The 21780-nt window shown below is 72.6% G+C and carries 17 protein-coding genes; 12 read left to right on the forward strand and 5 right to left on the reverse strand.

All coding sequences use genetic code 11. From position 1 onward, the window contains the following. Positions 1-27 precede the first annotated feature (27 nt). Entirely contained in the window at positions 28-618 is a 591-nt protein-coding gene (locus GTY67_RS30160; RefSeq protein ID WP_093693804.1) for an adenylosuccinate lyase, read from the forward strand. Positions 619-637: 19 nt separating this feature from the next. Here GTY67_RS30160 and GTY67_RS30165 read toward each other — a convergent pair whose 3' ends face one another. After that, positions 638-2233, reverse strand: a complete 1596-nt coding sequence (locus GTY67_RS30165) for an alpha/beta hydrolase (protein WP_161281121.1) — start codon at positions 2231-2233, stop codon at positions 638-640. A 156-nt stretch (positions 2234-2389) separates the two neighbouring features. After that, positions 2390-3424, reverse strand: a complete 1035-nt coding sequence (locus tag GTY67_RS30170; RefSeq protein WP_161281122.1) for an Rv2578c family radical SAM protein — start codon at positions 3422-3424, stop codon at positions 2390-2392. A 185-nt stretch (positions 3425-3609) separates the two neighbouring features. On the opposite strand from GTY67_RS30170, the gene GTY67_RS30175 reads away from it, so the two are divergent. Continuing rightward, positions 3610-4053, forward strand: coding sequence for an SRPBCC family protein (locus tag GTY67_RS30175; protein WP_161281123.1), 444 nt, complete (start codon positions 3610-3612; stop codon positions 4051-4053). 222 nt (positions 4054-4275) lie between these two features. Then, positions 4276-6696, forward strand: a complete 2421-nt coding sequence (locus GTY67_RS30180) for an MFS transporter (RefSeq protein WP_161281124.1) — start codon at positions 4276-4278, stop codon at positions 6694-6696. A gap of 66 nt (positions 6697-6762) precedes the next feature. Here GTY67_RS30180 and GTY67_RS30185 read toward each other — a convergent pair whose 3' ends face one another. Next, entirely contained in the window at positions 6763-7674 is a 912-nt protein-coding gene (locus GTY67_RS30185) for a LysR family transcriptional regulator (protein ID WP_161281125.1), read from the reverse strand. A gap of 112 nt (positions 7675-7786) precedes the next feature. On the opposite strand from GTY67_RS30185, the gene GTY67_RS30190 reads away from it, so the two are divergent. The 3 genes from GTY67_RS30190 (at position 7787) to GTY67_RS30200 (ending at position 11577) form a co-directional block, all read left to right on the forward strand. Next, positions 7787-8788 carry an aldo/keto reductase gene (locus GTY67_RS30190; protein ID WP_161281126.1) on the forward strand — a complete coding sequence of 334 codons (1002 nt, stop codon included), beginning with the start codon at positions 7787-7789 and terminating at the stop codon, positions 8786-8788. A 253-nt stretch (positions 8789-9041) separates the two neighbouring features. Further along, on the forward strand, positions 9042-10223 hold the full coding sequence (locus GTY67_RS30195) for an ABC transporter substrate-binding protein (protein WP_161281127.1): 1182 nt from the start codon (positions 9042-9044) through the stop codon (positions 10221-10223). A gap of 151 nt (positions 10224-10374) precedes the next feature. After that, on the forward strand, positions 10375-11577 hold the full coding sequence (locus tag GTY67_RS30200; RefSeq protein WP_161281128.1) for a fumarylacetoacetate hydrolase family protein: 1203 nt from the start codon (positions 10375-10377) through the stop codon (positions 11575-11577). Positions 11578-11675: 98 nt separating this feature from the next. Here the strand turns inward: GTY67_RS30200 and GTY67_RS30205 are convergent, their stop codons facing one another. After that, complete coding sequence (locus GTY67_RS30205) at positions 11676-12731, reverse strand: LacI family DNA-binding transcriptional regulator (RefSeq protein WP_161281129.1); 1056 nt, start codon at positions 12729-12731, stop codon at positions 11676-11678. A 260-nt stretch (positions 12732-12991) separates the two neighbouring features. Here GTY67_RS30205 and GTY67_RS30210 point away from each other — a divergent pair, with 260 nt between their 5' ends. The 4 genes from GTY67_RS30210 to GTY67_RS30225 all read left to right on the forward strand — a co-directional run bounded on the left by GTY67_RS30210 (position 12992) and on the right by GTY67_RS30225 (position 17796). After that, positions 12992-14188, forward strand: a complete 1197-nt coding sequence (locus GTY67_RS30210; RefSeq protein ID WP_161281130.1) for a CoA transferase — start codon at positions 12992-12994, stop codon at positions 14186-14188. A gap of 101 nt (positions 14189-14289) precedes the next feature. Continuing rightward, positions 14290-15675 (forward strand): MFS transporter, encoded by a 1386-nt coding sequence (locus GTY67_RS30215; RefSeq protein ID WP_161281131.1) that lies wholly within the window; start codon positions 14290-14292, stop codon positions 15673-15675. Positions 15676-15677: 2 nt separating this feature from the next. Beyond that, complete coding sequence (locus GTY67_RS30220; RefSeq protein WP_093693793.1) at positions 15678-16115, forward strand: MaoC family dehydratase; 438 nt, start codon at positions 15678-15680, stop codon at positions 16113-16115. Positions 16116-16206: 91 nt separating this feature from the next. Further along, entirely contained in the window at positions 16207-17796 is a 1590-nt protein-coding gene (locus tag GTY67_RS30225; RefSeq protein ID WP_161281132.1) for an aldehyde dehydrogenase (NADP(+)), read from the forward strand. Positions 17797-17852: 56 nt separating this feature from the next. On the opposite strand, the gene GTY67_RS30230 is transcribed toward GTY67_RS30225, so the two are convergent. Beyond that, positions 17853-19280 (reverse strand): hypothetical protein, encoded by a 1428-nt coding sequence (locus GTY67_RS30230; RefSeq protein WP_161281643.1) that lies wholly within the window; start codon positions 19278-19280, stop codon positions 17853-17855. A 272-nt stretch (positions 19281-19552) separates the two neighbouring features. Here GTY67_RS30230 and GTY67_RS30235 point away from each other — a divergent pair, with 272 nt between their 5' ends. Next, positions 19553-20386, forward strand: a complete 834-nt coding sequence (locus tag GTY67_RS30235) for a M55 family metallopeptidase (protein ID WP_093693791.1) — start codon at positions 19553-19555, stop codon at positions 20384-20386. Further along, the gene (locus tag GTY67_RS30240) at positions 20379-21722 is read left to right on the forward strand and encodes a M20/M25/M40 family metallo-hydrolase (protein ID WP_161281133.1); all 1344 of its coding nucleotides are present in this window, start codon (positions 20379-20381) and stop codon (positions 21720-21722) included. The genes GTY67_RS30235 and GTY67_RS30240 overlap by 8 nt, the downstream gene beginning before the upstream one ends. Positions 21723-21780 lie beyond the last annotated feature (58 nt).

The raw sequence follows: 21780 nt of genomic DNA on the forward strand, positions 1-21780 counted from the left end.
GCTCTCCCGGCCCGGCCCCCACGCAGCGTGTTCATCGATACGCTGAGCGTCATGGATGAGGAACTCCGTTCGCTCCTGGACCGGTTACGGGACGAGGCGGCCGGGTCCGCCGCGTACGACCTGCTGGCGGCGACCGACGACAACGAGGTGCTGGCCCGGGTCCTGGTGGAGCCCGGACGTCCGCTGTGGGCCCGCGAGATCGCCGCGTTCCGGCTGGGCTGCGCCGGCGACCGGCGGGCGTTCGAGGCGCTGGTGCTCCTGCTCAACCACCGCGACCCCGAACGCTGCGTCTCCGCCTGCCACGCCCTGGCCGAGCTGAACGACCCCCGCACCTCCCGGGCCGCCGCCGCGCTCGCCACCAACGCGCTGCGCACCGCGTACGCCGTGCACCCGGTGCGCCTGCTCACCATCCTGCGGACCCCGGAGGCGGTGCCCGCGCTGGTCGCCACCCTCCACCGGCTGCTGGCCCCGGGGGAGCCGCACTGGAGGGTGGCGCTCGCCTGTGTGGAGGGGCTCGGCCAGCTCGGCGACCGGCGGGCCCGCACCGTCCTCACGGCGGCCCTTCCGCACCCGCGCCTGGGCACGGCGGCCTCGGAGGCGCTGGGGCGGCTGCGGTAAGGGCCCCCGGGGCGGGCTGTCAGTGGCGCGGCCCCAGCAGCCCGTGCAGACGGCTGCCCGCGCTGTTGTCCACCGACTGGGCCGCCGCCTTCGCGGCCGGCAGCGGCTTCGGGTCCGGGAGCGCCGCGCAGACCGCGTCCGCCTCGCCCTCGCCCCGGCCGCGCGGGACGGTCCCGTCGGTCAGATAGGCCGTCAGGTGCTTGTCCAGGCAGGGGTTGCCGCTGAGCGTGATGCCGTGGTTGCCGCCGCCCTCCTCCACCACGAAGCTGGAGCCCTTCAGCTTGCGGTGCATGGAGACCGCGCCCGCGTACGGGGTCGCCGCGTCGTCGGTGGCCTGGAGGATCAGGGTCGCCGGGAGGCGGTGGTTGGTGACCTGGACCGGGGTGAGCGGTGCCACCGGCCAGCTCGCGCACGGCGCGTTGTACCAGGTGTTGTTCCAGGCCATGAAGGGCGCCTTGTCGTGGATGCGGCGCGTGTCGTTGCGCCAGTCGCTCCAGTGCCGGGGCCAGCCGGCGTCGCGGCACTGGACGGCGGTGTAGACGGAGTAGCTGTTGTCGCCGCCCGCGCCGGTGGCGCCGAAGTTCTCGTACGCCGTCACCAGCGCCTCGGTGTCCTGGCCGTTCACGTACGCGGCGAACGCCTCGGCGAGGTAGGGCCAGTAGCCGTTGTAGTACCCGCCGGGCAGGAACGTGTCCTCCAGCTCGCTCGCCCCGACCTTGCCGCCCGCAGGCTCCGCCGCGACGGCCGCCCGCATCCGGTACCAGGCGGCCTCGACCCCGGCCGGGTCGGTGCCCAGCCCGTACGTCGCGTCGTGCTTCGCCACCCAGGCCGCGAACGCCTTGTGGCGGTCGTCGAAGGCGTAGTCCTGGTTCAGGTTGCCCTCGTACCAGACGTCGTCGGGCCCGACCACCGAGTCCAGGACGAGGCGCCGCACCCGCTCCGGGTGCAGCTTCGCGTAGACCGCGCCGAGGTAGGTGCCGTACGAGTAGCCGAAGTAGTTGATCTGCTCCGAGCCCAGCGCCCGGCGGATCACATCGAGGTCCTTCGCCGCACTGACGGTGTCCATGTACGGCAGCACGTCGCCGTGCTTCTCGCCGCAGGCGCGGGCGAAGGCGGCGGCCCGGTCGCGGTTGATCCGCTCGTCCCGCAAGGAGGCGGGCACCGAGTCCGGGCGCACCGGGTCGGAGTGGCCGGGCAGGCAGTTCAGCTTCGGGGTGCTCCTGCCGACCCCGCGCGGGTCGAACCCGATCACGTCGTACTGGGACGCCACCTTCTTCGGCAGCGCCGACGCCACGAACCCGGCCATCGACAGGCCGCTGCCGCCCGGCCCGCCCGGGTTGACCAGCAGCGGGCCCTGGAACGTCTTCGCGGTGTGCGGGATCCGGGACAGGGCGAGGGTGACCCGGCGGCCCGAGGGGTCGGAGTGGTCCAGCGGGGCGTCGACCTTGGCGCACTGGAGCGTCGGATGGTTCTCCGTCGGACAGTCGGTCCACGCGAGCTCCGGGGCGGGCGGCGCGCCCGTCCCGGAGGAGGCGGCGGCCGGGGCCGGAGCGGCGGCCAGCAGACCGGCGACCGTCGCACCGGCGGCGACCAGAATTCCTGCACGTTTCGTCATGGGGCCTCCCGAGGTGGAGGGGACGCGGCGGCGGTCGGCCGGTCCCCGCCGCATGGTCCCCGAGATCCACGGGCCGGGGGCCGATTCCGCGCGGAGTTGACCCGTACGGTCACGCGATCGGGTCTGCGGGAGGCCTACAGGGGCGTGTCTACTGCGTCAGAGCAGGGTGAGCTGTGTGGGCCCCGGCTCCGGCTCCTCCGGTGTCCGTACCGGGGTGATCCGGCGGGCCTCGCCCCGGTGCGCCGGGCCGATCCCGAACTCGTCCGCCAGCTCGTGCACCTGACGGGTGATCCGGCGCTGGTACCAGGTGGGGGCATACGCCCCGTCCGCGTACATCCGCTCGTACCTCGGTACCAGGTGCGGATGGTGGAGCCCGAGCCACCGCAGGTACCACTCGCGCGCGCCGGGGCGCAGATGAAGCACCAGCGGGGTCACCGAGGTCGCCCCGGCCGCCGCGATGGCGGAGACGGTGGCGCGCAGCTGCTCGGGGCTGTCGCCGAGGAACGGGATCACCGGGGCCATCAGGACCGAGCAGCCGATCCCGCTCTCGGTGAGGGCGTGGACGACGTCGAGGCGGCGGCCGGGGGAGGGGGTGCCGGGTTCGACCGTGCGCCACAGCTCGCGGTCGGTGAAGCCGACGGAGACCGAGACGCCGACCTCGGTCACCTCGGCGGCCTGCCGCAGCAGCTCCAGGTCGCGCAGGATCAGGGTGCCCTTCGTCAGGATCGAGAAGGGGTTCGCCCGGTCGCGCAGGGCGGTGATGATGCCCGGCATGAGCCGGTAGCGGCCCTCCGCCCGCTGGTAGCAGTCGACGTTGGTGCCCATCGCGATGTGCTCGCCCTGCCAGTGCCGCGAGGCCAGCTCCCGCTGGAGCAGCTCGGCGGCGTTGATCTTGACGACGATCTGGGAGTCGAACCCGATGCCGGTGTCCAGGTCCAGATAGCTGTGGGTCTTGCGGGCGAAGCAGTACACGCAGGCGTGCGAGCAGCCCCGGTAGGGGTTCACCGTCCATTCGAACGGCATCCGCGAGGCCCCGGGCACCCGGTTCAGGATCGAACGGGCCCGGATCTCGTGGAACGTGATGCCCCGGAATTCCGGGGTGTCGAAGGTGCGCGTGGTCACCGCGTCCGCGGCGAAGAGCGCGCTGTTGCCGGTCACGGGGCGGTTTTCGACCAGATTGTCCCAGCGCATGGACGCCTCCTCGGTAGCACTGGCCACAGAATAGAACACTTGTTCCCTTGGTCGTGCGGACCGCACCCCGGGCGCCCCGCCGACCCCGATTTTGAGCGGCTGTACCCGAGGTGGTTGGCTCAGCCCGGAACACCCCCCCAACTCCCTGAATCACCCCGGACAACCGAAGTGCTGGAGGAACAGCCATGGCGCAGGTCGAGGCCACCACGGAGCGGATCATCGCGGCGGACCCAGAGGCGGTGTTCGACGCGCTGGCCGACTACAAGGACGTCCGCGGCAAGGTGCTGACCCCGCACTTCAGCGAGTACGAGGTCCGGGAGGGCGGCGACGGCGAGGGCACCCTCGTCCACTGGAAGCTCCAGGCGACCAGCAAGCGGGTCCGCGACTGCCTGCTGGAGGTCACCGAGCCGACCGACGGCCGGCTCGTCGAGAAGGACCGCAACTCCTCCATGGTCACCACCTGGACCGTCACCCCGGCCGGCGAGGGGAAGTCCAAGGCCGTCGTCACCACCGTCTGGGACGGCGCGGGCGGCATCGGCGGCTTCTTCGAGCGGACCTTCGCCCCCAAGGGCCTCGGCCGGATCTACGACGAGCTGCTCCAGAACCTCGCCACCGAGGTCGAGAAGTAGGACGCGCACACGGACGCCGGGCCCTCGGACGGCCCGGCTCCCGCAGGCCGGCCGGCCTCACCGGAACGGGTGGTTCTCCGGGGTGGCCGGTTGTGCGCCGTAGCGGCTCCCACCGGCGCATAAGCCCTTCGTACGCGCCCTGCGCGCCCCTCATCCCGTTTGCCCCGCCTTGCCACGCGATGCGAGAAAGGGCGACGCAGGTGCGACGAAGGGGAGCGTTACGTGGTGGGCGGTATCACGCTGGTGAAGGACGAGCCCGAGGGCAGTGCCGCTCCCCTGGAGGAGCCACCGCCGCCACCGGCCGACCCGGGACCGCCGGTGGCGGCCGAGGAGATCGGCCCGCGCCAGGTCCGCATGGTCTTCCTCGGGCTGATGCTCACCCTGCTGCTCGCGGCCCTCGACCAGATGATCGTCGCGACCGCCCTGCCGAGAATCGTCGGTGAGCTGCACGGCCTGGAGAAGATGTCCTGGGCGGTCACCGCCTATCTGCTCGCCTCCACCATCGTCCTGCCGCTCTACGGCAAGCTCGGCGACCTCTTCGGCCGCAAGGGCGTCTTCCAGTTCGCGATCGTCGTCTTCGTCATCGGCTCCGCACTGGCCGGCTGGTCGCGGACCATGGACGAGCTGATCGCCTTCCGCGCGATCCAGGGCATCGGCGGCGGCGGTCTCATGATCGGCGTCCAGGCGATCATCGCGGACATCGTCCCGCCCCGGGAGCGCGGCCGCTACATGGGCCTGATCGGCGCGGTCTTCGGCCTCGCCTCGGTGGCCGGACCGCTGCTCGGCGGCTTCTTCACCGACCACGCCTCCTGGCGCTGGTGCTTCTACATCAACGTGCCGTTCGGCCTGGTCACGTTCGCCGTGATCGCCGTCGTGCTGAAGCTCCCCAAGCCTGCCGTACGTCCCCGACTCGACGTCCTGGGTGCCGTGTTGCTGGCCGCCGCCTCCACCTGCCTGGTGCTGGTGACCAGTTGGGGCGGCACGGAGTACGCGTGGGGTTCGCGCACCATCCTGGGCCTGTCGGCGGGGGCCGTCGTCACGACGCTGCTCTTCGTCGCGGTGGAGCACCGCGCGGCCGAACCGATCATCCCGCCAAGGCTGTTCCGCGACTCCGTCTTCAACATCACCGGCCTGGTCGGCGCGGTCATCGGCATCGCACTCTTCGGCGCCGCCAGCTATCTGCCCACCTATCTCCAGATGGTGGACGGGGCCAGCGCCACCGAGTCCGGGCTGCTGATGCTCCCGATGATGCTCGGCATCGTCGGCGGCTCCATCGTCTCCGGCCAGCTCATCACCCGTACCGGCCGCTACCGCATCTACCCCATCGTCGGCAGCGCCGTCTCCGTCGTCGGCATGTGGCTGCTCTCGGGCCTTGAACGGGGCACCTCCCGCCTGGAGTACAGCCTCTGGCAGGCCGTCCTCGGCACCGGCATCGGCCTGGTCATGTCGGTGCTCGTCCTCGCCGTGCAGAACTCCGTACGCCCCGCCGACCTCGGCACCGCCACCAGCGCCAACAACTACTTCCGGCAGATCGGCGGCAGCGTCGGCGCCGCCATCTTCGGCACGCTCTTCGCCGGGCGGCTCTCCGACGCCCTCGGCCTCCGCCTGCCCACCGGCGTGGAGCTGCCCGCCCCCGAGTCGATCACCCCGCAGATCGTCCACGCGATGGAGCCCGCGCTGCGCGACGCCTACATCCAGGCGTACGTCGACGCGATGCCGCGCATCTTCCTCTACCTCGTGCCGGTGCTCGTCGTCGGCCTGGTCCTCGCCTTCTTCCTCAAGGAGAAACCGCTGGTGTCCCACCACAGCCCCGAAGCGGCCACCGAGCCCTCGCCGATCCCCGCCGCCCGCACCGACTCCGGCCGGACCACCGGGGGCCACCTCTCCGGCGTGCCCGTCCGCGGCAGCGTCCAGCACCCGGACGGTACGAAGGTGGACCGGGCCGCCCTCACGCTCATCGACGTCCAGGGTCAGCAGGTCGGGCGCGGGGCCAGCGGCGAGGACGGGCGGTACGCGCTGAGCGTCCCGGGCGCCGGATCGTACGTCCTCATCGCGGCGGCGGGCGGCCACCAGCCGCAGGCCGTCAGCGTCACCGTGGGCGACCGCCCCGTGGAGCTGGACGTGGTCCTCGGCGGCGCCGGACGCCTCGCCGGGTCCGTCCTGACCGCCGACGGTGTGCCGGTCCGGGACGCGGCCGTCACCCTCACCGACGTACGCGGCGAGGTCGTCGCCTCCACCCGCACCGGGCGCGAGGGCGGCTACGTCATCACCGAGCTGGTCGCGGGCGAGTACACCCTCGCCGCCAGCGCCCCCGCCTACCGCCCCGCCGCCCTCCCGGTCAGCGTCCAGGCGGCCCGCGAGACCCGGCAGGACATCGAGTTGGCGGGCGGTGCCGTGCTGCGCGGCGTGGTCCGGGCCACCGGCGGCCGTCCGGTGGAGGACGCCCGGGTCACGCTGCTGGACGCGGCGGGCAACGTGGTGGACACCCTCACCACGGGGGCCGACGGCTCGTTCCGGTTCGTGGACCTGTCCTCCGGTGAGTACACGGTGATCGCCGCCGGATACCCGCCGGTCGCGACGGTGCTCCAGGTGGCGGGCGGCGGCCGCACGGAACGGGACCTCCAGCTGGGCCACGAGGACTGAGGCGTACGGGGGTGAGCTGAGCCCCGCGAGTCCCGCGAGGCCCCGAGGGCACGGGACCCCGAAGACTCAGCGCACCCCCGCCTCCCGCACCGCGTCCTCCCGCACCAGCCGCATCAGCGCCCGCGCCCCCGGGCTCAGGCTCCGGGCCGCCGGAAGCACCACCACGCTCTCGTACGCCGGCTGCCGCCCGCCCACCGGCGCCGCCTCCACCGCGATCAGCCGGGCCGCCTCCGGCTTGCGGGAGAAGTGGTGCGGCACCACCGCGATCCCCAGCCCCTCCTGCACCAGCTCCAGCAGGCTGTGCACGTCGTTCACCTCAAGGCCCACCATGCGCCGGACCCCCGCCGCCGCGAACGCCTCGTCCGCCGCACGCCGAGGCCCCCAGTCCGGGTGGAAGTCGATGAACGACTCACCCGGCAGCTCCTCCCACGCCACCCGCTCCCGCCCGGCGAACCGGTGGTCCGCCGCACACAGCACCACCATCTCCTCCCGCGCCAGCGGCATCAGCTCCCCGCGCCACTCCGCCGGGCTGACCGTGGCCGCGAACGCGAGGTCCAGCCGCCCCCCGGCCACCCCGTCCAGCAGACTGCTCGTCCCCTCCTGCCGCAGCCGCAGCTCCAGCTGCGGGTGCTCCCGGTGGAACGCGGCCAGCAGCCGGGCCGGGCTCACCCCCGCCACGCACTGTTCGACGCCCAGCGTCAGGGTCCCGCGCAGCAGCCCCCGTACGGCATCGACCGCGTCCCGCGCCGCCCGCGCACCCGCCAGCGTGCGCTCCGCCTCCACCAGCAGCGCCCGCCCCGCCTCGGTGAGCCGCACCGTCCGCGTGGTGCGGGAGAACAGCGGGGTCCGCAGCTCCTGCTCCAGGGCCCGCACCGAGGCGGAGAGCCCGGACTGCGAGACGGCGAGGCGCTCGGCGGCGCGGGTGAAGTGCTGCTCCTCGGCGACGGCGACGAAGTGCTCCAGCTGACGCAGTTCCATGATTGAGGACTGTAGGTGATGAATCCGAGCGGAATCTCCTGTTGGACTGCTGGATCCATCTGCGGAAACCTGGGCCGTGTCCCCCGGCCCTCTCCCTGCGGAGCCCTCTCCCATGTATCTGCCGTCCGCCGACCGCTACTCCGCCATGCCCTACCGGCGCACCGGCCGCAGCGGCCTCCTGCTGCCCGCACTCTCCCTCGGCCTCTGGCACAACTTCGGAGGCGACCGCACCCCCGACGAGCAGGGCCGCATCCTGCGCCGCGCCTTCGACCTGGGCATCACCCACTTCGACCTCGCCAACAACTACGGCCCGCCGCCCGGCTCCGCCGAACTCACCCTGGGTCGCGCGCTCGCCGGTGACTTCGCGAAGCTGCGCGACGAGATCGTCATCTCCACCAAGGCTGGCTACCACATGTGGGACGGCCCGTACGGGGAGTGGGGCTCGCGGAAGTATCTGCGCTCCTCCCTGGACCGGAGCCTGAAGCGCCTGGGCGTCGAGTACGTCGACATCTTCTACTCCCACCGCCCCGACCCCGACACCCCGCTCGAAGAGACGATGGGCGCCCTCGACACCGCCGTACGCCAGGGCAAGGCCCTCTACGTCGGCCTCTCCAACTACTCCGCCAAGCAGACCCGTGAGGCCGCCGCGATCCTCCAGGACCTCGGCACGCCCCTGCTCATCCACCAGCCCCGCTACTCGATGCTGGACCGCCGCCCCGAGGACGGGCTGCTCACCGCGCTGGACGAGCTGGGCGTCGGCTCCATCGCCTACTCCCCGCTGGAGCAGGGCATCCTCACCGACCGCTACCTGAACGGCATCCCGGCCGGCTCCCGGGCGGCGGGCGACAGCCCGTTCCTGACGGCCGACGCCCTCACCCCCCAGCTGGTGGAGCGGCTGCGCGCCCTGGACGCCCTGGCGAAGGAGCGCGGCCAGTCCCTCGCCCAGCTGGCCCTGGCGTGGGTCCTGCGCGGCGGCCGCCTCACCTCGGCTGTGGTCGGCGCGAGCAGCGTCACCCAGCTGGAGAACAGCGTGGCGGCCGTCGCGAACCTGGAGTTCACGGCGGACGAGCTGGAGCGGATCGAGGAGCTGCTCGGGAACGGGCCGTCCGCCTGACCGGCCCGGCACCTGACCCGGCACCGGCGGGGTGGACCCGAGCCGTTCGCCGGGCCGGTGCCGCCGACGGTCAGTGGCCGTCGCTCAGCCGCCGAGCCGTACCGGCAGGGTCGATGAGGCTGCCATCAGCTCCTGGCCCCGGCTCGGGGCAGCGGGGGTGTCGCCGGAAACACGCCTGTAGTAAGTTAGCGCTAACGGTAGCGCTAACTTAATGTCGGCGGCTGCCTCCACCCACTCGCTTGAAGGTGTCCGTATGACCGACTACCGAGGGCTCACCTGGGAACACCCCCGAGGCACGGTCGCCCTGCGTGCCGCCGCCTCGCACTTCTCCGCAGAGGCCCACGAGCACACCCTCACCTGGGACAGCCAGCCGCTGGAGGGGTTCGAGTCGCACCCCATCGGGGAGCTGTGCGAGCGGTACGACCTCGTCGTGCTCGACCACCCGCACCTGGGGGACGCGCTGGAGGCCGACGCCCTCCGGCCGCTGGACGAGCTGCTGCCCCCGGCCGTTCTCCAGGAATGGCGGACAGCCGTCGTCGGCTCCGCGGCCCGCTCGTACACCGTCGACGGACGGTTGTGGGCCGCGCCCCTGGACGTGGCGACGCAGGTCGCGGCCCTGCACCGGGCATCGGGGCTCGAACCGCCGCGGACCTGGCCCCAGGCCCTGGAAGCGGCGGGCACGGTGCCCAGCGCCCTGTCCCTCGCCGGACCGCACGCCCTGCTGACCTACTTCTCGCTCTGCGTGGCTCTCGGCGACGCCCCGGACAGCCGGGGCACCGCCGCCCCGCTGACCACCGCGGCGACCGGAGTCGAGGCGCTGGAGATGATGCGCGCGTTCCTCGACCGCTGTGATCCGGCCACGGCCACCCTCAACCCGATCGCGCTGCTGGAACAGGTCGCGGACGGGCGGATCGCCTACTGCCCGTTCGTATACGGCTACGTCAACTACGCGTCGGCCGAGGGCAGCCCCGTACGCTTCGCCGACGTGCCCCGCTGCCGCCCCGGCGGACGGCTGGGCTCCGTCCTGGGGGGGACCGGGCTGGCCGTATCGCGCCGGACTCCCGTCACCGAGGAGCTGGCAGGGCACATCGCCTGGCTGCTGTCGGACGAGGCCCAGCGGGACCACCTGCCCCGGTACGAGGGCCAGCCCGCCCGACGCGAGGCCTGGACCGACCCCGGTGTGAACGAGCGCGCCGGGCACTTCTACACCGACACCCTCGCCACCACCGAGAGCGCCTGGGTGCGTCCCCGGCACCCCGGCTACACGCGGTTCCAGCAGGCGGCTTCGGAGCTGCTCCGGAGCGGGCTGCTGCTCGGCCGGCCGGCCGTCGAACTGTACGGCGACCTGGAGGACCTCCATCGCGGCACGGTGCTGCGCGACGGAGGCGTGGCCGCGACGGCGGGCGGCGCCGTCGCCCGCAAGGCCGTCTCGTGAGCGGCGCCGACGAAGAGCCGTACGTGTGACACCCGCCGGTCCCCGACCGGCCGCACCGCCGTGACCACCCCCCCCGGCCGTCCGGGCGGACGGCGGCCGGAAGCCGCGCCGCTCTCCCCGGCCGTCCGGCCCTACACCGAAAGCAGGCCCCATGACCCCCGACAACCCCCATGCCGCCGTGGCGCTGGAGCTCACCGCCGGCAGCACCCTCCCCCAGGACGGCACGGCAGGAAGCCTCCTTGCCAGAATCTGGAACCCTGAGGTGGCCGGACCCTCGCCGGCCGTCGTCCGGGAGGACGGCGTCCACGACATCTCCGGCACCTTCCCCACCGTCTCCCTGCTGTGTGAGGAGGAGCAGCCGGCCGCTGCCCTTCGTGAGGCGGACGGGCCACGGATCGGCGGCCTCGACGAACTGCTGGCGCAGACCGTACGCAACCCCGACGACCCTTCGGTGGCACGCTTCCTGGCCCCGGTGGACCTCCAGCCGGTGAAGGCCGCCGGGGTCACCTTCGCGGCCTCCATGGTGGAACGGCTGATCGAGGAGCGGGCCAAGGGCGACCCGGCCGCCGCCGCGGGCATCCGCGCGGAGCTGGCCGAGGTGCTCGGGGGCGATCTGCACGGTCTGCGCCCGGGTACGCCCGAGGCGGCCGAGGTCAAGCGGCGCCTGGTCGCCCGCGGCGACTGGAGCCAGTACCTGGAGGTCGGCATCGGGCCCGACGCGGAGATCTTCACCAAGGCCCTGCCGCTCTCGGCGGTCGGCCCGGGGAGCCGCGCCGGGGTGCTGCGCGAATCGGAGTGGAACAACCCCGAGCCGGAAGTCGCGCTGGTGGTCTCCTCCCGGGGCGCGATCGTCGGCGCGACCCTGGGTAATGACATCAACCTCCGCGACTACGAAGGGCGTTCGGCCCTCCTGCTGCCCAAGGCGAAGGACAACAACGCCTCCTGCGTACTGGGCCCCTTCCTCAGGCTGTTCGACGACACCTTCGGCCTCGACGCCATCCGGTCGACGACCGTACGTCTGGAGGTGTACGGGCGGGACGGCTACGTCCTGTGCGGCAAGTCGTCGCAGGGGCGGTCCAGCCGGGCGCCGGAGGATCTGGTCCGGCAGCTCATGGGGGAGCACCACCAGTACCCGGACGGGGTGGTCCTGCTGCTCGGCACGATGTTCGCCCCGGTCAACGACCGGGACGAGCCCGGCCGGGGCTTCACCCACCACCCCGGAGACGTCGTACGCGTCTCGACGCCGGAGCTGGGCACCCTGGCCCACGAGATCCGGTACTCCCAGGAGTGCGCGCCGTGGACGTACGGGGTTCGGGCGCTGATGACGGGCCTCGCGCGCCGGGGACTGCTCTGATCCGGCCGCTGTGACGCGGCGGTGGCGCCCGGCCCCGTGGCTCATGCGGCGGGTTCCCGCCGCGGCTGCCGGGCCGCCCGGTGCGCGTGCCCCGGGCGTCAGGCGCTCTCGCGGCGGCGGATCTCGAAGCCCATGTCCACCTTCGCGGTCTCCGGCTTCTCGCCCCGCATCCTCGTCAGCAGCATGCGGGCCGCCTCCTGGCCGATGGTGGTGTTGGGCAGGGACACCGTGGTCAGACCGGGCCGCAGCAGCCGGGACAGCTCGAAGTCACCGAACCCGGACACCGCGATCTCGTCCGGCACAGCGATGGAGCGCGCGGCCGCCGCGAGCAGCGCCCCGTTGGCGTAGATGTCGGTGGAGAAGACGAGCACGTCGCTGTCGGGGTGCGCCTGGCGGGCGACCTCCAGCAGCTGTCCGCCCGACTCCAGGTTCAGCGGATAGGCAGAGGCGTCGACCACCCGAGGCTCCCGGCCCGGCCAGTACGTGTTCACCGCGCGCCGGTACCCGTCCAGCCGCCGCAGCGACCGGTGGTCGCCCTCCAGCAGTGAGCCGACGAAGCAGGGGGCGCGGTAGCCCGACTGGTGGAGGCAGGTGACCATCGCGTGCATGGCGTCCTCGTTCGAGAAGCCGACGAGGGTGTCCAGCGGGGTGTCGGTCCAGTCCCAGGTCTCCACGACGGGCACGCGCGCCGCCTTGAGCATCTTGATCACCGCGGGGCTGTGCAGGGCTCCCGTCATGAAGAACCCGTCGGGGCGGCGGCCGAGCAGGGAGCGGATCAGCTCCTCCTCGCGCTTGTCATCGTAGTCCGTGTAGCCGAGCAGGAGCTGGTAGCCCTCCGGGGCCAGCACCGAGGACAGGCCGGTCAGGGTCTCGGAGAAGATGGAGGCCGAGACCGACGGGATCACCGTGGCGACGATCTTGCTGCGGTTCGACGCCAGATTGCGCGCCGACAGGTTGGGCACATAACCGGCCTCGCGCAGTGCGGCCAGCACCCGGTCCCGGGTCGCGGGGCTGACCTCGTCAGGTATCCGCAGGACCCGGGAGACGGTCTGGGCCGATACTCCGGCGATCGCGGCGACGTCCTGAAGCGTCACGGACCGGGTGCCCGAGCGGCGCCGGCGAACCGGTTCCGCCGCGGCGTCGCGGCTGCTCATGCTGGGTGGTGCCCCTCTGTGCTGACGGACGATCACGGATGGCCTCGCGCACACAACTCTACGCAGTCACCGGCCCTGCTCCGCCCCGGCACCCGGGTCGTCACCGGGGCGGGTGGCGACGCTCCGTATTGCTAACGGCCGATGTCCGTCATGTTTCTCCCCAGCTCTTCTGTTAGCGCTGCCGATAGCGCTAACATTCCTCGTGTGGGCAAGGGTTTCCTGCTTTTGCCCCCTTTCAGCACTATATGAAGAGGCTGCTCATGAAGGTTCTCGAAGGGATTCGCGTACTCGATCTCTCGATCGCGATGTCCGGACCGTTCGCCGCCATGAAGCTGGCGGACCTCGGGGCCGACGTGATCAAGGTCGAGCCCACCACGGGGGAGTGGCAGCGTCACGCGGCGGCCGGAGGGGCCCAGGGCAACGAGGTCAACGCCTCGTTCCTCTCGCTCAACCGCAACAAGCGCAGCCTGTCCGTGGACCTCAAGTCGCCGGAGGGCAGCCGGCTGGTGCGCGAGCTGGTGGCCACCGCGGACGTGTTCCTCCAGAACTACCGCCCCGGCGTCGCGCAGCGCCTCGGCGTGGACTACGAGACGCTCCGCGCGATCAAACCGGACCTCGTGTACGTCTCCGTCTCCGGGTACGGGGAGAGCGGACCGTACGCCAAGCGGCCGGGGCAGGATCTCCTCCTACAGGCCATGAGCGGGGCCCTGTTCAGCGCCGGCGAGCCCGGCGCCGCGCCGCTCGCGGCCCCGTTCTTCCTGGTCGACGCCTTCGCCGCCTACTCCGCGTTCGAAGGGGCCCTCGCCGCGCTCTTCCACCGCCAGCGCACCGGCCAGGGGCAGCTGGTCGAGGTCAACATGCTCGACGCGATCATCGCCGCCCAGATGCAGGAGATCACCGTGCGTACGGTGGGCGGGGTGCGCCAGAGCCGCAGTGAACACATCCACGCCCACAGCTACATCCGGGCCCCGTACGGGATCTACCCCACCCGCGACGGACATGTGGCGCTCTCCTTCGCCGAGCCCGCCACCCTGGCCGAGGTGATGGGCGATCCCCGGCTGGCCGGTTACGAGGCGGAGCGCGACGGCTTCACGGAACGCGACGCGATCTCCGCGCTCGTCGAGGAGAACCTGCGCCGGGAGACCACCGGCCACTGGCTGGAGACCCTGGAGGCGGCCGGAGTGTGGTGCGGCCCCGTCTACGACTACGACCAGTTGCTCACCGACCCCCAGGTCGTGCACAACGGGTCCTTCCTCACCTACGAGCACCCCACCGAAGGGACCGTGACCACCCCCGGGTTCCCCTTCAGGCTCGCCGCCAGCCCGCAGACCGTGGAGCGCCCCGCTCCCGTCAACGGCCAGCACAGCCGGGAAGTGCTGAGCGAGCTCGGACTTCCCGACGACGCCATCGGCCGCCTGGCCGAGGACGGCGTCGTCTTCTGCGCCCCCACCGAGTAGCCGCGGCCCCCCGCTCTTTCCCGCGCGCACCCACCCCGCACAGCCGGAGGGCTGAGCACACCCCTTTCAGCGAGATGGTCCATCACAGCAATGGAGCAGACATGGATACGTCCCCAGTCCCCGTCACCCGCGAGGCCACGGTCCGGGCCCGCCGGGCCTCGATGGCCTCGGCGGTGGGCAGCCTCGTCGAGTGGTACGACTTCGGCCTCTACGGTGCCGCGGCGACCCTGATCTTCAAGGACTACTTCTTCGGGACCGACGACCCGTTCGTCGGCCTGATGGCCTCGTTCGCCACCTTCGCGGTCGGCTACTTCGCCCGCCCCTTCGGCGGCATGGTGTTCGGGCACCTCGGCGACCGGATCGGCCGCAAACCGGTCATGGTGGTCACCCTCGCGCTGATGGGCATCAGCACCGCACTGATCGGCGTGCTCCCCGGACACGACAGCGTGGGATTCCTCGCACCGCTGCTGCTGGTCGTCCTGCGACTGGCCCAGGGGCTCGGCGCCGGGGCGGAGTACGCCGGTGCCGTGGTCCTGTCCTCCGAGTCGGCCCCGCCCTCCCGACGGGGCTTCTACGCCTCGTGGTCGGGCGCGGGCGTGTGGATCGGCTCGGCGCTGGGGCTCTCCGTCTTCCAGGGTGTCCTGGCACTCACCGGGGACGACTTCTACACCTGGGGATGGCGGCTGCCCTTCCTGCTCAGCCTGCTGCTCCTGGCGGTCTCCTTTTACATCCGCCGCAAGGTGGCGGAGACGGACTCCTTCGAAGCGGTCAAGGAGTCCGAGGAGGCACCGAAGGTCCCGCTCGCCCAACTGCTGCGCACGGAGAAGCGACGCCTGCTGGTGGCGCTGGGCTCCAACGTCATCCTGAGCGGATACTCCTACATCCCCCAGGTGTGGATTCTGAGCTACCTCACGGACAACGTGGGGCTGGCGGCCGGTCTCGCCCTGGCGGTCAACGCGGTGGTCCTGGTATCGGGAGCCCTCTTCATGCCGTTCTTCGGCGCCCTGGGCGACCGCATCGGGCGCCGCAGGCTCTTCCTCTACGGAACGGCCTTCGGCATCGCGTGGCCCTTCCCGATGTTCGCGCTGATCGACACCCACAGGACTCCGCTGATCATCGCCGCCCTGGTGATCTGCTTCGTCTGCTCCGTCGCGGTCTGCTACGCCGCCCAGGCCGCCTTCCTCCCGGAGATGTTCCCGCCCGCACTGCGCTACTCGGGCGTGGCGTTCGCCCGCGAGACCAGCGGCGCCATCCTCGCCGGCACGACCCCCCTGGTGGCGACGGCGCTCTACCGGGCGGCGGACAGCTGGTGGCCCATCGCGGTCTGCATGGTCGTCTACGCCTCCATCGCGCTCGTCTCCGTCCACTACTCGAAGTTCTTCCGGTCGGACGCCCGCCAGGGCGACGACGCGGCCTTCGCCTCCGAGGACACCTGGAACTCCTCCGACCCGGGCGGCGCGGCCCCGACCGCGAAGGCGGTGGTCTGACCATGCGCCTCGTGGAGCGCTACTTCGAGGACTACACGGTGGGAGAGGCCCAGGAGGGCGGCTCCCGGACCCTGGACCAGGGCGACATCAGCACCTTCGCCGGGCTGACCATGGACTTCCACCCGGCCCATATGGACCGCGCCTTCGCCGAGGAGCGGTTCGGCGGCCGGCTCGTCCACGGCGTGCTGACCTTCGGCCTGGTCGTGGGACTCACCGTCGAGTACAACCCGCGCGCGGTGGCGTACGGCTACGAACGGATCAGGTTTCCCCGGCCCGTCCTCGCAGGTGACACCGTGTCGGCCACCAGCGTGGTGACCGAGGTGCGCGAGCACCGAAAGCCCGGAATCGGGCTCGTGACCAAGCAGTACACCGGCACCAACCAGCACGGCGAGACCGTCCTGTCCTGCCTGCACATCCTGGCCGTCGACCGGCGGAGCTGACCGCCCCACGGGGCGCGGCCTCCCGGCCGCGCCCCGTCACTCCGCGGACCCCGACATGACCTCCCGGTCCCCGACATGAAGAGGTACCACCATGCCCCTCGAAGGAGCCATGTTCATCGGCGCGGAACGGCGCCGCGGAACCGGTCCCGCCATCCGCTCGTCCGACCCCCGGACCGACACCCCTCTGGAACCGGCCTACCCCTCGGGCGGCGCGCCGGACGTCCGCGACGCCTGCGAGCGCGCGGCCCGTGCCGCCGTACGCTACCGCTCCCTGCCGCCCGCCGACCGGGCCGCGTTCCTGGAGCGGATCGCGGACCGCGTCGAGGAGCTGGGGGACGAGCTCATCGACCGGGCCGTCGCCGAGAGCGGCCTGCCCAGGGGCCGGATCAGCGGAGAACGCGACCGCACCACCGGGCAGTTGCGCCTCTTCGCCGAAGAGATCCGCACCGGGGAGTGGGCCGAGGTCCACATCGACCCGGCCCCGCCCGCCGGCCGCCGTCCGGCGGGGCCCGATCTGCGCCGGCGGCACATCGCGGTCGGGCCGGTGGCGGTTTTCGGCGCGAGCAACTTCCCGCTCGCCTTCTCCGTGGCCGGAGGGGACACCGCGGCGGCACTGGCGGCGGGCTGCCCGGTCGTGGTGAAGGGCCACCAGGCCCACCTGGGCACCTCCGAGCTGGTCGGCTCCGCCGTGGCGGCGGCCGTCCGGGACTGCGGGCTGCCCGAAGGCGTGTTCTCCCTCCTCTTCGGGGCCGGCAACGACCTCGGGCAGGCCCTGGTGGCGGACCCCCGGATTCGCGCGGTCGGGTTCACCGGCTCGCAGGCCGGCGGCCTCGCCCTGCTGCGTACGGCCGCGGCCCGCCCGGTCCCGATCCCGGTCCACGCCGAGATGAGCAGCGTCAACCCGGTCTTCCTGCTGCCGGGCGCGCTCAGGGAGCGGGTCGAAGAGCTGGCCGAGGGCTTCACCGGATCACTGACGCTCGGCGCGGGGCAGTTCTGCACCAACCCCGGCCTGGTGATCGCGGTGGCCGGAGAGGACCTCGACCGCTTCCTCGCCTCCGCGTCGGCCGCCATCGGCCGCGGGGCCGCACAGACCATGCTGACAGCGGGCATCCACCGGGCCTACGAGGAGGCGGCGGAGAGGCTGCGGGACGAGGCGGGGGTCCAGGAGATCGCCACCGGCCTGCCGGGGGAGGGCGAGAACACGGCGGTGGCCAGACTGTTCACCGTCACCGCCCAGGACTTCCTGGAGAATCCCGGACTCCAGGAGGAGGCGTTCGGCGCGGCGTCGACCGTGGTCGTCTGCCGGGACCCGGACCAGCTCACGGAGGTGGCCGACGCCCTGCGGGGACAGCTCACCGCGACCGTCCACCACGGGGAGGGCGACGGTCCGGTGGCCGCGGAGCTGCTGCCGGTACTTGAGGACACGGCCGGCCGGGTCCTGTTCGACGGCTGGCCGACCGGGGTGGAGGTGAGCCACGCGATGGTGCATGGCGGGCCCTTCCCCGCCACATCGGACGGCCGCACCACTTCGGTGGGGACGCTCGCGCTGCGGAGGTTCCTGCGCCCCGTCTGCTACCAGAACCTCCCTGCCGGCCTCCTTCCGCCCGAGCTCTCCGACGCCAACCCCTACGGTCTGCCCCGCCGCACCGACGGCGTCCGGGAGTGTGCTCCCCGCACCTGAGGGACGCGGCACGCGGACGGCGGGCGTCACCGGCCTCCCCGGCCCGCCCGCGCGGATCAGGGCGCGATGCCCACCCCGTCGATCCGGCTCCACGCCCGCTCCTGCCCGGCGGTCATGGCGGGCCAGTGGTGGCCGCCCGGCCGGGGCAGGACCCGGGAGGCGTACGGGGCCGGGCGGAACGCCGGGTCGTAGAAGCAGCCCGTGCCGTACGTCCGGTCGAAGGCGGCGCACGAGGCGGCCAGCGAGCGCGGGGTGGGCTTGCTCCCGGTGTGCGTCCAGTGGTCCAGAGCGGCGATGGAGTTGGCGTACTCCGCGTCGCTCAGCCCGCTGTGCTCGCTCTCGCGCGTGAAGCTCTGCACGAGGTGGTGTGCCCGGCCCGCACCCCGGAGCGTGGACCGGTAGGCCGCCTCGTGCTCCACGAAGGCCGTCGGGTCGTCGATCGCGTGCAGGGTGAGGACCGGCAGGGAGACCCGGCCGGTGAGGTCGCTGTCCCAGGAGAGGTCCCGGCGGGCGGCGGGGTCGGCCGCGAACCGCTCCACGCCCGCGTTGAGCGCCCGGTCGTCATGCGAACCGGCGTACCGCACACCCTGGTTGGAGAACGGGTTACGGCCGCCGAGCCGCGTCGAGACGATGTCGCGGAACGTGAACGTCGCGAACCGCAGATGCGACTCCAGGGTGCGTTCCGGGATGCCGGTGACGGCGAGGATGTCGTCGAGGTTGCGCTGCTGGAGCGCGGTCCGCTCGGAGGGCTCGGCGTCGAACCCGGTGCACTCCCGCAGCCGGGCGCGCAGCCCGGCGGCCGTCATCGTGGAGTCCGGGCGGAGCCCCTGCCAGAGCGGGTACTGCGGCTCGGTGGGGCGCGGGTGGTTGCCGCAGTAGAACTGGTAGACCACGCGCAGGTCGACGCGGTAGTCGTAGCCGCGCGAGCCGCCCCCGAGGACGCCGTTGGTCAGCAGCACCCCGTCGTACGCGCCCGGCTTGTGCCCGTACGTCTCCGCCACCTTCGCGGCCACGTCGCCGCCCCAGGACTGGCCGTGCACGAAGGTCCGCCCCGGCCTCCCGAACCGGTCGACGAACACCCGGCGCACGCTCTCGGTGTCGGCAGCCGCCATCCGTGTCCCGTAGCCGCCGCGCCGGTAGGAGGAGCCGGCCCAGGCGTACCCCTCCTTCACCATGACGGCCCAGCGTTCCAGGTCTTCGGTGGAGCGGGACGGGTCGGAGGCCTCGCCCAGGTCGGGGCCGCCGTGGGCGTGCACGACCAGGGAGCCGTTCCAGCGGGTGGGGACGGCGATGGCGTAGTGCGCCCCCTTGGTGTCCTGCCCGGTGTAGCAACGTGCCTGGCCGGCCAGCACGGCCGGGCAGCCGGCGGGGGCGGGGGCGGCCGTCTCCGCCCGGGCCAGGGGAGCGTGCCCGGCCGTGGCGAGGAACGCCGCAGCGAGGAGGGCCGCCAGCGCGGCGGTCCGGCGCCGGCCGCGGCGGTACATCGGGGCGGGGCGGACGGGGACGTGGGGGGTGGTGGTGTGCACGGGCGGGGCTCCTGGCTCTCTGCACGGCGCTGACGTGTGCCGCGATGCCGGGGATGCTAGAAAGCGGCCGGGCGGCGGGAGAACCCCCGTGCGCGTTGCGTTCATAGTGTTCGCGCGGCGTGTTCGCACGCCCCCTCAGGAGCCCACCGGAGGGACCTTCGGCCGGTCGGAGCGGTGACAAGGGCACCCTCCCTGGCTCAGCCCGCCGCCGGGGCGTACGGTGTGGCGGCATGAAGATCCTCATCAGCGCCGACATGGAGGGCGCCACCGGAGTGACCTGGCCGGCCGACGTGCTGCCGGGCACCCCGCAGTGGGAGCGCTGCCGGCCGATGTTCACCTCCGACGTGAACGCGGCCGCCCTCGGGTTCTACGACGGCGGCGCCGACGAGGTCCTCATCAACGAGGCCCACTGGTCCATGCGGAACCTGCTCCTCGAGCAGCTGGACGACCGGGTCCAGATGCTCACCGGCCGGCACAAGTCGCTCTCGATGGTGGAGGGCATCCAGCACGGGGACGTCGACGGCATCGCCTTCGTCGGCTACCACACCGGCGCCGGTACGGAGGGGGTCCTCGCCCACACCTACCTGGCCAACTCCATCACCGGCGTCTGGCTCAACGGCGACCGCGCCAGTGAGGGCCTCCTCAACGCCCATGTCGCCGCCGAGTACGGCGTCCCCGTCGTCCTCGTCACCGGCGACGACCTGACCTGCGTGGACGCCGGGGGATATGCCCCCGAGGCCCGCAAGGTCGCCGTGAAGGACTACGTATCGCGGTACGCGGCCGTGTGCCGCACCCCGGCCCGTACCGCCGCAGACATCCGGACGGCCGCGCGGGACGCCGCCGCGCTCGCCGTCCGCCAGACCCCCGTCACCGGCGGGACGTACACCGTGGAGCTGGAGTTCGACGCCGAGCATCTGGCTGCCGCGGCGACCGTGGTGCCCGGCGTCGCGCCCAGCGGTGAGAGGCGCGTCGCCTACACCAGCGGGACGATGTACGAAGGTATCCGCACGTTCAAGGCGGTGACGACCATCGTGTCGTCCGCCGTGGAGGAACAATATGGCTGACGCCCCCGGCCCGCTCGGCCCCGTGGACGAGCAGGCCCTCGACGAAGTGGTCGCGTTCACGTCCGAACTGATCCGGATCGACACGACCAACCGGGGCGGCGGCGAGTGCCGGGAGCGCCCGGCCGCCGAGTACACCGCCGAGCGGCTCGCCGGGGCCGGTCTGGATCCGGTGCTCCTGGAGCGCACCCCGGGCCGGACCAACGTCGTCGCCCGGATCCCCGGCACCGACCCGTCGGCCGACGCGCTGCTCGTCCACGGCCACCTGGACGTGGTGCCCGCCGAGCCCGCCGACTGGTCCGTGCACCCCTTCTCCGGCGAGGTCCGCGACGGGGTGGTGTGGGGGCGCGGGGCCGTCGACATGAAGAACATGGACGCGATGGTCCTCGCCGTCGTCCGGGGCTGGGCGCGCGAGGGGTTCCGCCCCCGCCGCGACATCGTCATCGCGTACACCGCCGACGAGGAGGACAGCGCCGCCGACGGCGCGGGCTTCCTCGCCGAGCAGCACCCCGGACTCTTCGAAGGGTGTACGGAAGGCATCAGCGAGTCCGGTGCGTTCACCTTCCACGCCGGGCACGGCCTCTCCCTCTACCCGATCGGGGCGGGCGAGCGCGGCACCGCCTGGCTGAAGCTGACCGCCGAGGGCCGGGCCGGGCACGGCTCCAAGGTCAACCGGGAGAACGCGGTGACCGCCGTGGCGGCCGCCGCCGCCCGGATCGGCGAGCACGAGTGGCCCATCCGCCTCACCCCGACCGTACGCTCCGCGATCACCGAGATCGCCGCCCTGCACGGCATCACCGCCGACCTGGACGACCCCGGCTTCGACGTCGCCGAGCTCCTCGCCAAGCTCGGCCCGGCCGCCACGCTCGTGCAGAACACCATCCGCAACAGCAGCAACCCGACGATGCTGGACGCCGGTTACAAGGTCAACGTCATCCCCGGCCACGCCACCGCCCTCATCGACGGCCGTACGGTCCCCGGCGGGGACGAGGAGTTCCGCGAGACCCTGGACCGGCTCACCGGCCCCCACGTCTCGTGGGACTTCTACCACCGCGAGCAGGCCCTCCAGGCCCCGGTCGACTCACCGACGTACGCCAAACTCCGCGCCGCCGTGGAGCGGTTCGACCCCGGCGCGCACACCGTCCCGTACTGCATGTCGGGCGGCACGGACGCCAAGCAGTTCGCGAAGCTGGGCATCACCGGCTACGGCTTCTCGCCGCTCAAGATGCCCCCGGGCCTCGACTACCAGGCGCTCTTCCACGGCGTCGACGAGCGCGTCCCCGTCGACGCCCTCCACTTCGGCGTCCGCGTCCTGGACCACTACCTGCGCACCGCCTGATCCGTCTGGCTTGACCAGCACCCTGACCAGCACCGCCTGACCAGCACTGTTCGACCGA

Origin of the sequence: Streptomyces sp. SID8374, assembly GCF_009865135.1 — a bacterium.
In the GTDB taxonomy this organism is placed as follows: Bacteria; Actinomycetota; Actinomycetes; order Streptomycetales; family Streptomycetaceae; genus Streptomyces.